At 35.9% G+C, this 14,108-nt stretch carries 13 protein-coding genes and 2 pseudogenes; all 15 read right to left on the reverse strand.

The window, feature by feature from the left end; translation table 11 throughout:
* Positions 1 to 37: 37 nt before the first annotated feature.
* The 15 genes and pseudogenes from LO754_RS14845 to LO754_RS14915 all read right to left on the reverse strand — a co-directional run bounded on the left by LO754_RS14845 (position 38) and on the right by LO754_RS14915 (position 14,065).
* Entirely contained in the window at positions 38 to 535 is a 498-nt protein-coding gene (locus tag LO754_RS14845) for a hypothetical protein (RefSeq protein WP_024361244.1), read from the reverse strand.
* A gap of 18 nt (positions 536 to 553) precedes the next feature.
* Positions 554 to 1,648: a pentapeptide repeat-containing protein gene (locus LO754_RS14850; RefSeq protein ID WP_231784690.1), complete on the reverse strand. Its 1,095-nt coding sequence runs from the start codon at positions 1,646 to 1,648 to the stop codon at positions 554 to 556.
* Positions 1,649 to 1,664: 16 nt separating this feature from the next.
* Complete coding sequence (locus tag LO754_RS14855) at positions 1,665 to 3,167, reverse strand: phage baseplate assembly protein V (protein WP_231784691.1); 1,503 nt, start codon at positions 3,165 to 3,167, stop codon at positions 1,665 to 1,667.
* Positions 3,167 to 3,808 carry a hypothetical protein gene (locus LO754_RS14860; protein ID WP_024361247.1) on the reverse strand — a complete coding sequence of 214 codons (642 nt, stop codon included), beginning with the start codon at positions 3,806 to 3,808 and terminating at the stop codon, positions 3,167 to 3,169. Before LO754_RS14860 ends, LO754_RS14855 begins: the two co-directional genes overlap by 1 nt.
* Positions 3,809 to 3,962: 154 nt before the next feature.
* Positions 3,963 to 4,736, reverse strand: coding sequence for a hypothetical protein (locus tag LO754_RS14865; protein WP_024361248.1), 774 nt, complete (start codon positions 4,734 to 4,736; stop codon positions 3,963 to 3,965).
* Positions 4,737 to 4,776: 40 nt separating this feature from the next.
* Positions 4,777 to 7,422 (reverse strand): annotated as a pseudogene (locus LO754_RS14870) (molecular chaperone).
* A 24-nt stretch (positions 7,423 to 7,446) separates the two neighbouring features.
* Positions 7,447 to 8,142, reverse strand: coding sequence for a hypothetical protein (locus LO754_RS14875; protein ID WP_024361250.1), 696 nt, complete (start codon positions 8,140 to 8,142; stop codon positions 7,447 to 7,449).
* Entirely contained in the window at positions 8,133 to 9,407 is a 1,275-nt protein-coding gene (locus tag LO754_RS14880) for a hypothetical protein (RefSeq protein ID WP_024361251.1), read from the reverse strand. Before LO754_RS14880 ends, LO754_RS14875 begins: the two co-directional genes overlap by 10 nt.
* Positions 9,408 to 9,411: 4 nt before the next feature.
* Positions 9,412 to 10,722, reverse strand: a complete 1,311-nt coding sequence (locus tag LO754_RS14885) for a serine/threonine protein phosphatase (protein WP_231784692.1) — start codon at positions 10,720 to 10,722, stop codon at positions 9,412 to 9,414.
* Positions 10,723 to 10,779: 57 nt separating this feature from the next.
* Positions 10,780 to 11,046: a hypothetical protein gene (locus LO754_RS14890; protein ID WP_231784693.1), complete on the reverse strand. Its 267-nt coding sequence runs from the start codon at positions 11,044 to 11,046 to the stop codon at positions 10,780 to 10,782.
* A 47-nt stretch (positions 11,047 to 11,093) separates the two neighbouring features.
* Positions 11,094 to 11,936: a PP2C family protein-serine/threonine phosphatase gene (locus LO754_RS14895; RefSeq protein WP_024361253.1), complete on the reverse strand. Its 843-nt coding sequence runs from the start codon at positions 11,934 to 11,936 to the stop codon at positions 11,094 to 11,096.
* A 6-nt stretch (positions 11,937 to 11,942) separates the two neighbouring features.
* Positions 11,943 to 12,463 (reverse strand): annotated as a pseudogene (locus LO754_RS14900) (FHA domain-containing protein).
* 45 nt (positions 12,464 to 12,508) lie between these two features.
* Positions 12,509 to 13,078, reverse strand: a complete 570-nt coding sequence (locus LO754_RS14905) for an FHA domain-containing protein (RefSeq protein WP_051147702.1) — start codon at positions 13,076 to 13,078, stop codon at positions 12,509 to 12,511.
* 38 nt (positions 13,079 to 13,116) lie between these two features.
* Entirely contained in the window at positions 13,117 to 13,548 is a 432-nt protein-coding gene (locus tag LO754_RS14910) for a DnaJ domain-containing protein (protein WP_231784694.1), read from the reverse strand.
* Between the two features lie 91 nt (positions 13,549 to 13,639).
* Positions 13,640 to 14,065 carry a hypothetical protein gene (locus tag LO754_RS14915; protein ID WP_024361257.1) on the reverse strand — a complete coding sequence of 142 codons (426 nt, stop codon included), beginning with the start codon at positions 14,063 to 14,065 and terminating at the stop codon, positions 13,640 to 13,642.
* Positions 14,066 to 14,108: the final 43 nt, after the last annotated feature.

Raw genomic sequence — 14,108 nt, forward strand, 5'->3', positions numbered from 1 at the left:
TCCAGATGCATCAGTATACTTTAGCAATTAACGTTTTTTAGCTTCTTTCAAGTTTTACTCGCTGCAACTGAATGCCAAGAAATGGTCGTCTTAATATACTTTCTGCCACATCTAGATTAACGATTGTAAAAGAATTTCCTTGACTATTGACTTGAAAAATATAATCTAATTCAACCTTTTTCGGGTTTATCACAAGCTCCTTGATACGTCCATCTGGATAATACGTGGTTTCATGAGAAATACAATTCTTCTTTTCAACCTCCATCAGCCAATACAAGCGCTGTGTCCCCTTTTTTACATCCGTAAAAACAATAGCTGTAAACGCTAAGTGATCCTCATATTTTGCTAACAGCTTTTTTAATTGCTCTGACACAATTGTTCGAGGCTTTTCTAAATAATCTAGATATAGCCCCTGTTCTTTTTCCACCACTTCTGCAAATACTGAAGAGCACACAAAATCATCATCAAGGTCCGTCTTCAAAGGAATAATAGGATTGATAATACTTTGGTCTTGTTGAACAATAAAGTATTCCATTTTGTCCTCCTGTAAGCTTCAAATCCAATGAATGTCTTTTATCTGGGCTTGGCTAAATTGATACTTCGCTTGATCTCGTTGAAAAAAAGTGGCGCCCTTTAAATTAGCACCCGTAAAATTAGCACCTGCCATTTGTGCAAATTCAAATTTTGCCTGTTGCAAATTCGCATTGCTGAAATCCGTACCAAGGTAGCAAGGAACTTCATTATTAGGAAACTTCAATGTTTTTCCTTGTGCATGTCTAAAATTAACACCAGCTAAATTAGCATTTCGAAAATCTGCATCTTGAATCATTGCATACGAAAAATCAACATTCGCTAATTGACAACCAATAAAATTTGTACCGATGCAAACACTTCGATGCAATGAAGCCTCTGCTAAATTACTGTCTTGGAAATTTGCATAGGAAAAGTTCATATGGCTCAAATCTTGTTGCATTAATGATAGGTTTGAAAAGTTTTCAAACGTATACGATTGGTTCGCCTCTTTCTTCTCTAACGATAACAGGATATCTTTTTTCACTTGTTGCCGTTCGTCAATCAGTGCAATATCTTCACTAAACCCTTTATATTCGCCAGCTCGGAAACGCAAGCATGTCGCGCGTTGAAAATTGATTGTAGGGACGCTTTCTTGGTGATAGCGAAAGAGATAACGTAGCAATTGGACAATATATTGATGAAACTGTATAACGGTCTGCTGCAGAATGACTCGAACGTCCGTTGTTTGAATGCTAATATATGACTTTCTTTCTTTTTCTAGCGTATTTTGTAAATCCCTCATCGCTTCACAAAGCCAATGTGCTTCATATTTTGCTGTGCATTCTACCCAATCGAAATACCATGTTTCCCCATATGCTTCTAGCAAATACGTAAACTTGTTTTCTAGTAAAGATGTTCGTAGCAATGATAGATGAATAAAAGCAACTGGGGCTAACTTACCCTGCTGTTGCTGTCTGCTAATATTCGCAAATAGTTGTTCAAATGCGTGAATGATTGGTTGAAGTAAAACATCCTTGTCTTGACGAAACTGTCGATCGACTATTGCTTGTAACCGGTTGACATGGACTACCACACATTCATCCATAAAATGCTGTAAGGCTTCTTCTCGTTTCATGCGTCTACATTCCCCACTAATTTGCTCGTACTTCTGTTCCTTTAATCTCCATTTTGTCCTCCATCTTGATTGAGTTCTCTTTACATGTCATCTCAATTTTTTCATTGGCATTGATCATAATCTGCTTGGCATTAATAACGACTTTGTCTGTTGCTTTTAAGTTAATGTTTTTATCACTAATAATAGAAATACCATTATCATCCATTAACGAAATCATTAATCCACCACCAGAAATGACAATACGATCAGGAGCTAGTAGAATTTGTTTACCATGCTTCGTTCTAAGTGTTTTTACATCTGGATCAGCCATACGTACTGGGTCTTGGCGGCTATCCTCTGGAGGGGCAGCACTACCGCCCCCACCTTGACTGGTCGGATTCGTTGCTGCTAACATAGCACCCGATTGTGGTGGTGCTTTGGTCACGGAGCTAATGGCAATCCCCTCATCCTCACGGTTGCTTGGGAAATAGATTCTCACATTGTCAGATAACTCTGGCATAAAATACCACCCTGTATTATCTTCTGACGCATAGATTGTTGAATATGGGAACCAATAGGCTGTACTCTTTTCTTGCCCCTCGTCAAAATCGACATGAATGCGGATTTTATCTCCTGCCACATCAATGACTTTTCCTTGAATAGACGCGCCGATGATTGCTTGATTATACGTCGTGTGAACACTGAAACCATTCTTTGGTGTAAGCGTATAAATATGCTTCAATAAGCCATTTTTAAGCTTCGATACGATTTTATAAACATATAGTTTTTTGGCTTGGAACGTGACTTCGTTGCCGATTTTGAATAGTTGGGTCGATTCTACTTCATAATACATATAGTCACTGTCCGTAATGCTGTCGAGATGATTTTTACTAGAAATAAGGAAGTTACCAATTGCCTTTTTCACACGGTAATTAATTGCATCTATTTTCTGTACAGCACCTGCTTGAAATGGTACGCCGAAGTAAAATTTTGGTGCACTATGAATTGTGTCTGGCACTAAGCCCGTATGAAATCTAGAAGCCATACGTTTTAGAAACTCCCAGTCTGTCTCTAAATATTGCATTGTAAAGCTACCAATACTAGCACCCTTTGTGACATGATCCATAAAGTCGGCACCTGGTTGGTCGGCAATACATGCATTGATTAATTCTGTATATGGCATCTTAGCATGTTGGTACGTTTGGTTTTTTTTCTTCACATCTAATACATACGTATGTGAAACTGCCTTCACCTCCAAATAATACGTACCCAGCACCGATTTCACTTGTACATCTAATGCTAATCCATTAAAAATAGGCGATTGGCCATTACTGCCGATTTGCAATACTTCGATAGCTGTTTCAGCGTCAGTCATGTAAACGTAGGAGTCTTCAAGTTCATCTGGTATAATGCCTGTTAAATGTAATACCGCATGTTCATTCATTTGTTGTGTGATTTCGATTTCGCTGACGCGGATATTATAGGGCATCACAATTAAATCTTTATACGTCATTGCTGTTTCCTTGTTAACTCGCTCCATCAAACAACACCTTCTCCATCCAATGATTTGTTTTCGATTGAGATTAATTCCAACATGCCATAAGCAATCGGTTGCCATATATCCATTTCTTTTTTCAAGCAATTAACTGAACCCATAGCCACATGACCATCTACTATAAATAAAAACATTAAATTATAAATTTTGTTATCGAGTGCCTTCGAAATAAAATCAAAATAACCAATTTGTAGACCGTTCACTTCTTTCATGCCGATATCTAACATTTCAGCACCTGGCTGGAACTTTTGCACGATATTCATCATCGCTTCAGTAAAATCTTCTAACTCTTCTTCTTTTAATTGTTGTTCCATTAGTTTCATCGTGACGTTTATGGACGTGCTATCACTTGTGTAAATGTAATCCGGTCTACGGCTTGATGGATATTTAATATTCATTAATTCCGATTCCATCTCTTCAAATGCTACAGGCATAAACATTTGTATTTGATTCTCGTAAAAGCCAATCTGTGCAAATTCAATTGTTTCATCTTCAATTGTTAGCTGGCCATTTTGAATGGCTTTCACAATGTCCGTATGTAACAATTGCTTTTCAATGTTCTCTGTTCGTTTTTTCTGCCTTGCATGCTTGGTCATCTCAATTACTTCTTCATCCATATAACTCATTTTTTCGCCCTCCTTTGTTAAAAAGTCTTTTAGTATGCATAGACCTTCTTTTATTTTTCTTATAGCTAGTGTTGGTATAATACGACTTGCTTTGTGATGAAATCGTTAAAACATGCTCTTCTCTATTAATCTTGTTTTCTTAGCACATCACTACCTAATCCACAATCATACGTTTTGGGCGACCTTGACTGAGTCCCTTCATACGGCTGCCACCCTTTACGTCCATTAAAATACGATTTAAATACTTATGAATTTGACTATTACTTAACGTTTGATAGTCTAGCTCTAGCCTATTGCAAATATAGAAATCAATCGCATCTCGTTGCACTCTCTCCTGATTTAAACACTCTAAGGCAAAAGCTATATCATATGGATTGGTTGGACGATATTTTAAAAGCTCTCGTGCAAAATATTGCAATATAAGTGGGTGGTAGGTGCTTTTTTGTATGCCAGCATAATGACAATGATGATAGTTTACTGTGTTATATTCAGTTGCAAAGTCGAGAAAGTCGATATGCTGTGAGCGCAGTTTGGCTCCTAATTTTAATTTAAAGCGTGCTAATTCTAGTTCATTTTGTGCAAGATCAACGGAATCATCTAAAATAATTTCTGTTGTGTAATGGGTATAATCAAGGTTATTCACTGCTTCAGGAAATCGTACTTTTAATATCGTTTCGTGCCCTGTAGCTTCATAAGGAAGCTCATAGCTACTATGTAGCATATATAGCCTTCCATTATGCTTAATAATGCCTTTTGTAATAATGAGTTGTGAATCTGCTACAATAATATGGACACCCGCAATAATGCCATTCGAGTAATCTTGGAAATACAGATCTAAAAACTCTCTTGGATAATCTCGTAAATTCTCCAACATTTCTCGCTTTAAAATACGACCTTTTTGAAAATGTGGATATTGATTGGCAAACAAGCTGTCACCCACCTCTTTTCTTGTTTTCACTTTTGAGTGCTTACTTTAAGCCGTCGAAGAAATCTAATTCGGATAACTCCGTTTCAAACGCAAAGAATGCTTTATTGCCAACAAAAAGTTGTTCTTCTCTTCTCGCTACAGGAACGACATGGAAACCCCAGTGATCTTCTGCGGCAAATACAAAGAACTTCACTTCGCCATTTGTAATGGAATCCGTCTCATCTTGTGGAATTTTATCTTGATATTGCGCTGCGATATTTTCATATAGAGTCGGCGTAAAGTCTTCTTTACGGTTTATATAAATATATTTATATGGCGTTTGGTTATCGCTACCCGTTAGGAAGAATTCAACTTCCGTCACACCCCAAGGTCGAGAAATGCTGCCATGAATTTGGTTCAGTCGTTCTAAACTGCTTATCAGTAATTTTTCTTGGCGGTTATGTGTAAAAGCACTAACAGCATAAGGCACAACAGGCGCATGGTTCGTGACATTCGTTTCAATCATGCCTATCTTTTTGGCATTTAAGTAACGCAGTGCGCCTCTTAAACAAGATAATTTTAGTTCAGGTACTTTCCCGACGTTGTCAGCCTTTTGCCTAAATTCAATACTTCGTCCAGGTACAAATTCCTTTAATGCCTCACGAAAAGCATCAATTTTACACGATTAGCCTGTTAACTTAATAATTGAATATTCGCTAAGTTGTCCATTTTCATAAAACTCTTCCAAAAACTCTCGTACAATATCATATATATCAGCCTTAATAAGATGGTTAATTTCCTTAATATTAAAAAATACGTTCGGATAATCATACACATCTTTGAATTGATTGTTTTCTACTAAAGATAGACACCATCGGTCAACAGCAGTTACGTTCAAATCGCTCTCCTGCTGTAAATCTTTTTCCGAATAAAAACGACTTCGTAAAATGCCTGTTTTTCGGAAAAACTCCTTCTTCATTTCCTCAGCCATTTCCCATAAAAAATAATAATTATTGCGCACGCGCAAATACTCATCACGCGTACGATTTTCATATTCTTTAAAACGTGTAGGAATAATGTCTTCTGCTTCACGAAAGGCCTTTTCAAATTGTTCATAGACCGCTTCCACACCATAATCGTCGACATAGCGATAGATATCCTTGCCAGGTATATCAATGAAAGTATCAATATCGTAGACGCTTGTGCCACGACTATAATAATTGCTAAAGACAATTTTCATAAATTGAAAAATTCGATAGGTAATATTATTACCGCCAAAATTTGTATCTCCATTTTCGTACGTTGTATGGATATCAATTTTATAAGAAATATGTCCATCCTCTATTGCAAATTGACAAGACGATAAATCGGTCGTACCACCTCCACAATCAATTACGAGTGCTTTATACTTTTTTCCATCCATAAAGCTATTATTCTCGATTTGATTAGCAATTGTATTATAGAGTACGGCCATTCCTTCATCGAGTGCATGCTCAGTTTCAATTTGATATTCTGGCAATATGGCGTGGAACATATCTAAAAATTGTGTCTTTAGTTTCACTGGACTGGAAATATGCAAATGCTTAAAGCGACATTTAAATTGATGCTCCGCCATGCGTATTATATATAACAAAAATTCCCTTATAATTTGACTACGAGGAACAATGGCTGTATTGCCGTTTGCATCCATTACTTCTTCTAATTTTGTATAATTACTAACCCATCGTTTAATTCCTTGAAACTTTGTGGCAAGAGAGGTATAGCTATTTTTTTTCATCATCTTTAAAGCATCATAACCGACATGATAGTTTATTTGATCTGGATTCGAACAATCTGCCACACTCATCACAGTCGGTACTACTTCAATCCATTCGTTTTGATGGAGAGAATCAGGAAAAGCAACAAAGTTTATGGTATTTAAGTGAATTCTTTTATTGAGCAAATCGTGACTACATGGCGAGGACACATAATCACTATCTAAATAGACTCCTGCCGTCGTATTAGTCGTTCCAAAGTCGATTGCAAGAATAGCTGTAGTTGTTTCAAGTTCTTTAATTTCTAAATCTGGTATAGGTACCTTATAATAATGGAGATTAGTAGGTGGTAGCGGATGTTCTTGATAATACGTTTTGTACATATACTCTGAATCTTGTTTTCTTAAAAAAATAAAGCTGTAATTTTTGTTTTTCGTTTGTCTAATGCCAATTGCTTGATCTGCAGCTAGAAAATAACGATTTGGATATTGGTCATCCTTGCGTAAATTCAGAAGACCACATAGCTCAAGCTGCTCATTCACTAGCAACACATTGGACTCTGTAAGAAATCCACCTGTTTCTACGAGATACTGATCAGGCTTATCGATTTTCATGCCATTATATAAACTCATCTTTGCAGGAATTTTAATTTCTCCATTATCAGAAAGAGGCGTCTTTAAATATGTTTGCATCGCTGCTTCAACTCGTTCAAAACCCCCATCTTTCCGCTCTTTTATAAGAAGGGTTTCTTCAGCACCACGATAACGCAATATCGTTTCGATGAGTTGATCTCTTGTAAGAGTATTCATAAGACCTGTAACCAACTTTTCCTTGTAGCAAATATTTCGAAGTTGGAAAGTTGTCATCTCCATTAACTCAACCCGTGTAAATGTCATATACTTCTTTTCTGTGTAACGATTATTCGCATACAGCTTATACGAATATTTATTCATCCTGCATCCTCCTCCGCTAAAAGATCAATAAAGGGCTATTTGATCTAGCTTCATGGTCTCCTCTGTACCGATTATGCCAAAGTGATATTCCCAATAAACCTCCATATGGAAACTTACTGGCAAAAACAGTTCTTGAATAAGCTGCACTTTGCTATCATTGCGTTCAGTCTTTTTTTGAGCAATGTATAACAGTAGCTCATCGTGTTCCTCTGATCTAACATAAATAACACAGTGCTTAAAGAGCTTTTTGAGTGTATCTTTTAACAGATAAATAGCATCTCCTGTTTGATATAACCTTAAAAGATTGAGTACTACTATTTCTTGTTCCTTTTTCGTCAAAGCATATAAATTGTCCCGTACTCGTTCTCCGAATACGTTCATTTCCATTTCTTTCAATATAAATCGAACATAATATTCTCTCTTATTCATACCTTGCATGCGATCAATATCGGCTAGAAAATGAAGGACGATATCGAGTAAGTATTCTCTTAATTCCAAATCTGTTAAATTGTCAGGATGAAATAGGTCTTTAAATATTTCATCAAAGCGATAATATGGATTGATCTCCATATGTTGCACTACATCTTGTGTATTTAATAATGGTGGACTTAGTTCCATATATGGTGAGAATGTTTTAGCAAGCATAAATTGAATATCCTTTTTACTAAAACCCTTCTCTTCTGCACTAATAAGAAAATCCCAAATATAGTTCATAGCCATGTACCTTCGCATTTATATTCAAAGAACTGCCTTTGTACTTCGGCCACTAGAAAGCTTAAGATGTCGTTTGAAATAAAATTTTTGGCCTCTTTCGCTTTAAATTCCAACAACATCGTTTTTTTGTTACTGTGCTCGCCTAACATATTTATTAAAAAAGGATTGGCTGCATAGCTAAAACTTTTGCCTTGGAATGCCTCCATAATTTTTATGTCAACAAGTTCTAGTTTTTCTGCTATTTCAAATGAATTAACTAGGCGAATTATTTCTCCTTTTGTTTTCACATTTACGCTATACTTACTAGCAAATTTATGCATAAAACGATCCATTCTGCGATTAGACAGTAGCTCGTAATGTAACTTGCCAATCTTTTCTTTTTCCAATTGTGCTATTTTTAATAATTGCCAACTTCCCGATTTATCTTGCGGAGATACGACCGTCAATTCACTGTCGGAGCGCTTAACATATCTAACATTGTTTTCATCACTTTCAATGAGATAGCCATGCTGGTTTCCCATTTTTCGAAGCGAAAGGACATGTTCATAATTCACTTTATCAATTGCAGGTATTGGAAATCCTACATTTTTTACTTCGTGCCTTTGAATGTTCCACAATGGTACCATGTTCAGGTGTTTCATTTGTTCAAACTCTTGTAAATCAATGGTTATGTTAATAATCTCCGTATCCTCGTTGAAGGTCGGACATTCAACTAACACAACATCAAAAAACTTGTGGGCAAAGGGATGATTGATTGTTTTCCACGGTAACCCATTCATATGAAATATAGGATATAATTTTTCAATTTCATCTAAATACATTGTATTTTTTTGCAAACGCACCTTAACCTCTACAGATCCATCTGTCGTTAATAGTGTTCCTGTAAAAAGTCTTTGTTCCGTAATTAATTGATTAAGTTGCCATGTATCACATTGTAAGAACAAAGTAAGAAGGACTGTTTTTTTATGTTCATTTAGTGAATCGAGCAATGTTGCCGCATCGATTGGCTGCTTATCAAGATCAGATGGGAGCATCGGGAATAAGCAATCATGAATTGGATCGACATCTTCTTTTGCACAAAGTGTGACATAAATATCGTACTTATTTTCCAAATCATCAATTTCATTGAATATCCGTTCCTCTAGCCTTTTATTCATTTCTTCTTGATAGTCTATTAAATTGACAAATACGCCACTAACAATATCTTTTAACAGTTGCCGTTGCTCTAAATTTTCAACTTTACGTAACCGTTCAAACATGAGCTCTTTCATCACGTTACTTTCCTTCTTTCATCATCTCCATATTTGAAGGCTCTTCAGCGCCTGTTGCTTCATCCATCGATGGGGTTGCAGTGTCAGCTGCTTGTCCTTGAGGAACTGGGTTTAATTTATCATTTGCATTCATAATTTTTCGCTCTAGTCCTAAAACCTTTGCAAGTAACTCTGTTTCCTGATAAATTTCCTGAGCCAATGTGTAAGATTCAATTGCTTTCCCGTAATCTAAACGTGCATAGCTTTGGTCTCCACTCTTTTCTAAACCTTCAGCTTGTAATTGTTTCTGAGCCTTCTTTAGTTCAGCTATTTTTTCTTCTGTTTCTTCAATTTTTGTCTTGATTTGCTCTTCACCAGTAAAAGCAACAGCTAGCGCTTTCTTTCTTGCTTTTTGATAGATTTCTAAGGCACCATTATAATCTTCAGCCTCAAATCGAAAATCTCCATCCTTGATAGCTTCCACAATTTGTACGATGGAACCCATATTCGCAATTCTTTGTTCAATGACTTCTTTTCCAAAACCTTTTATAAGTTTTCCTTCTTTATTGGCTTTTTCATAATGTTCCATTGCTTCAGAAAATTGCCCTTCTTCAGATGCCTTATCTCCATTTATGATGAGTTGTGTTACTCTTAATTTTTTCGCAAGCAAATTCCTATGTACAGGGTCTTTTAATTTTTTCGCAGCATTTCTGCCTTCACTATATTCCAGTAAAGCATCCGCATAATTCCCATCTTGGAAATTCAAGTTTCCTGTCTTTTCATGCTCTTTCATCTCTACTGTTAATTCTGCTAATTTTTTTGCTTGTTTTGCTTGATAGTAAATCGTACTACCCCCAACAATTAATGTTACAATAAGCGCAGCAGCAATCATTTTGATGTATTTCATTTTTTTCTTGTTTGTTTCTTGATAAACTTTATTAGCAAATATCGCTGCCATTGTATAGTTATTGACAACTTTGCGCTGCCTACTTAATAGTACTTCTTCTAATAATTCAGTATATTGCTCCGGATCCTTTATACTTTCCAACGCATCAGCCATTTCAATTTCACTAACTTCTTCCCAAAATCCAGCTGTGCATAGTAGCAACACATCGCCATCCATAAGTTTCACCTTTTTCGAAATATACGGTTGGAAATTTGATGGTTTACCAAGATAATTGAGTAAATTATTTCTTTCTTCATGATGGCTGATATCGAGAGAACGGTTTCTATCATTCACTAGTTCATCTGCTAAACTTTGATCATTGCTTTTATAAGTCACGATGCCATTTCGAAAGTGATAAAGTCGGGAGTTTCCTGCTACGGCATAGATCATTTTAGAGTAATCCGAGACGACCATGATAATGCTTGCTTTTAACCTTACCCTTAAGCTTTAGGCCTGAAGAACAGCTTGGGCATTTTTTATATACTTTTTTATTCTCTTTCTAGACATCGAAGGTTTTTCCATAAACTTTTCCAGAATGCCTTTTACTGCTAATTCTGCACTATTGATTTCTTGATCAGAATCTAGCCCTTTCACTGCTACCCAGCAAGCAACATCATCCAGCTCCGCATAAGCAAAGTAATCTTTATTTTGCATAAATGAACCCGCTTCAGATAGAAAGCTTGTTTTGAAGTCGCTGTTTTCCTTTCTCATCATTCTCCTCCTTCTTCACTAACCTAATCAGATGCACATCTTAACAATCATTAAGCCCATGTCTTCTCTAATATCACAATGGTTGCATTGTCTTGATTTTTTAAGCGTTTTTGTTCGACAGCTTTGATTATATTTTGAGCAATATCATAAGGAGGAGCGTGCTGAGAAAGGATTCTTTCCATTTCTACTTCTGTTAAGGTATCGTAGACGCCATCGCTAAATAGACAGACCTTATCCCCTCTTTTTAGCTGAATCGGTTTATTTCCAGTATCTAAATTTTTAAATCCCTCATATCCTAGATAATTAATAAGTCTCTTTTTAAGTGGGTTTTCTTGAACTTCTAGTTGAGAAATTTCTCCTGAAATATAACGTTCTTTTAATACAGATTCAAAAATATGTTTTTGATTAATTGCTATAAATTCTCCATTTCGAAATAGCGTAATAACACTATCTCCAACAGCTCCCCAATGTAGGAAACCTTCCTTATCAATTACTGCAGCTACTAAAGTGGTTCCCCCATTAGAACCATTTAAATTTTCTACAATCATGCGATTACTTGTTAAGGCCGTTTCCTTAAAATAAGATTGTATATTTGCTATACTTTTTTGCTTCATAAACTCTTGGATAAATGTGGTAACTGCGATTGTACTTGCCATTCTGCCATTGGCTAATCCGCTAATGCCGTCTGCAAGAACTGCCATCGTGCCAACTTTTGTTTCAACTGTAGAGAAATAATCATCTTGTTCGGCTCGTCTGCCAATAGTTTGACCATTTCCTATTTCTATCTTGCCGAGCTCTCCTTTACGCATAAGAATCTTGCGTAGGATGAGCAAAGCCATGATGACGACAATGAAACTAAGTACAATTATGTAAGATAGTAGTGTCTGATCCATGTCTCATCATTCCTCGCTTTGGTTGTTTTCCCATTCGAAGTGAACACCACATAGGGGAATAAATAAAAACATACTTCTTCCTAATTGAATAACATCGTATACTAACTCTGTTGGTGTATAAACTGCTTCATTATTTAAATAAGCCAAGCCAGATGCATCTCCTGGAAGAAGATAGAAATTTCTTTTTTAGGATCGTATACTATAACTGCATGATTACGTTTGGAAATGCTATTATCACCGATTATTCGTATATGCATATCTTCTGCTCTACCAATGAAATTTTTCTCAGACAAAATTCGATAGTCACGTCCCATTGGTGGCCCTTCAATACAAACTAACCATCCTGTTACAGGGTCAATCCCGTCCATTTCTCCAAGATAGGGCATCGTTTTATCATCTACTTCTGCCACCGCTGTTGCTGTAGTAGTTCTAGGCTCCTGTTCAACCGTTACATTACAATAAGGACAAACATTTCTATGTCTTCTTGAACTAAACATGTGACCATTTGTACATCTAATCAAACTCATATCATTAACCTCCATCTTCATCTTGGCAACAAATCTAGCAACTTTTTATTTTGCTAAAATTCGTGTATTTGCTATGTATATAATATCGCCACTATTTAAGCGATAAGGATTTTCCTGTTTTAAACTACTTTTTACACGTTTGTGTGCTTTTTTTATACCGACACCATTTACAGAGTCTATGTCTTCTATGTACCACATACCAGATACACAATTTAAAACAGCATGTTCATAATTGATAAGCGATTCATATTCCGTGCCAGTTAAATCAATATCTACCTCTTGTTCACTAGAGCTTTTGCCAATCAACATGGAGGTTTTATCATTTAACAACCATTCTTCTACTTCTGCCCCACGTTCATTGAGCAATACAATTTTCTGAATATTTGTATCTGTATATTCATACATTGTCTCTTTTGCTTCGTATTTAATTAATCCATAAGCAATGATAATTATTGCCAGCATCGACCCAATAATAATTTTCAACAGAAAGTCCTGATTCATCACAAATACATATAAAATAAAAAAGAAGGCGATGATTACGATGATAATATCGATAATTTTTATCATCATTTGTCTATTTGCATTGTACGTGTTTACTTCTACAGTATTTTTCATATTATTCACGATAGCATTCTCCTCCTCGCAAACTTGTTTTATTTATTAAAAAAACGTTCGAATAAATCAGTTGTATCTAAAGGGTTCTTCTTTGCTGTTTTATGCAGTGTGGATGATGTTTCTTTCGTTTTTGGATTAAATCCAAAAAAATGTTCGAAATTTTTCTCAATATCATTCATATTAAATGCTTGTTGATGGGTAGTTGTTTGAGCTTTTGTTTTTGTCGAATGTTCATAACTATGATCACTGTTTTTTGTCGTCCCATTCAGGCGAGCATCGTAGGCCTCTCTAGTAGACGTATCTTTCAATACTTTGTAAGCTTCTTGTACTTCTAAAAAAATTTTTTCGGACTCTTTATTGCCTCCACTTACGTCAGGATGATGCTTTTTAGATAATTTTCTGTATGCAAGCTTAATTTGCTCTTGGGTGGCTTGTCTGCTGACACCTAAAGTTTCATAATGATTTTTCACTATTTTTCATCCCCTGTATTAGGATTATTCAAAATTATCTAAGGAACTATATAGTCCCTTAGATAATAGTGTGTTCTATCAAACTTCTACATTAAACAGCATAGCCGCCTTCGATTTTCGCTAAATCTGTTTTATCTTTCTTCTGCTTAATGAATAAGAAGAATTCACCAATACCTTCTGTGTCGCCATATCTTTCTGTATAGTCAACAACAAACGCATTTGGGAAGTGAATTTTTCGTACAACTTGATCAGCTGAGATAACTTCAAGTGTTACTTTACGGTAACAGTCCGACTTTTCAGCAGGTACTAATGACCATAATCCTAATTTCATCGTATCATCTGAATTATCACCATCTGTTGCTGTTAGGATTTTACCCTTTACTTTTAAAGTTGCACCCACATCTGTTGAGCGAGCGTTAGAGTCATTCGGTGTATCTGTTTCATACTCGACCGTCATAATGCTCTCTAATCCTAATTCAATTGCCTCTGAACCTTCTACTTTTAATACAAAACCCATTCTTATTCCCTCCTAATAGTTGTTGAATTCACTCTTTAAATCG

The organism is Lysinibacillus sp. GJ-1, assembly GCF_021166035.1.
GTDB lineage: Bacteria > Bacillota > Bacilli > Bacillales_A > Planococcaceae > Lysinibacillus > Lysinibacillus sphaericus.

What these genes read in the sequence shown, in the direction of transcription:
- LO754_RS14905 (WP_051147702.1), bottom strand. Translation starts at nt 13,078, where the DNA reads ATGAAAAATACTGTAGAAGTAAACACGTACAATGCAAATAGACAAATG.
- LO754_RS14850 (WP_231784690.1), bottom strand. Translation starts at nt 1,648, where the DNA reads ATGAAACGAGAAGAAGCCTTACAGCATTTTATGGATGAATGTGTGGTA.
- LO754_RS14890 (WP_231784693.1), bottom strand. Translation starts at nt 11,046, where the DNA reads ATGATGAGAAAGGAAAACAGCGACTTCAAAACAAGCTTTCTATCTGAA.
- LO754_RS14860 (WP_024361247.1), bottom strand. Translation starts at nt 3,808, where the DNA reads ATGAGTTATATGGATGAAGAAGTAATTGAGATGACCAAGCATGCAAGG.
- LO754_RS14895 (WP_024361253.1), bottom strand. Translation starts at nt 11,936, where the DNA reads ATGGATCAGACACTACTATCTTACATAATTGTACTTAGTTTCATTGTC.
- LO754_RS14855 (WP_231784691.1), bottom strand. Translation starts at nt 3,167, where the DNA reads ATGGAGCGAGTTAACAAGGAAACAGCAATGACGTATAAAGATTTAATT.
- LO754_RS14885 (WP_231784692.1), bottom strand. Translation starts at nt 10,722, where the DNA reads ATGATCTATGCCGTAGCAGGAAACTCCCGACTTTATCACTTTCGAAAT.
- LO754_RS14875 (WP_024361250.1), bottom strand. Translation starts at nt 8,142, where the DNA reads ATGGCTATGAACTATATTTGGGATTTTCTTATTAGTGCAGAAGAGAAG.
- LO754_RS14880 (WP_024361251.1), bottom strand. Translation starts at nt 9,407, where the DNA reads ATGAAAGAGCTCATGTTTGAACGGTTACGTAAAGTTGAAAATTTAGAG.
- LO754_RS14915 (WP_024361257.1), bottom strand. Translation starts at nt 14,065, where the DNA reads ATGGGTTTTGTATTAAAAGTAGAAGGTTCAGAGGCAATTGAATTAGGA.
- LO754_RS14845 (WP_024361244.1), bottom strand. Translation starts at nt 535, where the DNA reads ATGGAATACTTTATTGTTCAACAAGACCAAAGTATTATCAATCCTATT.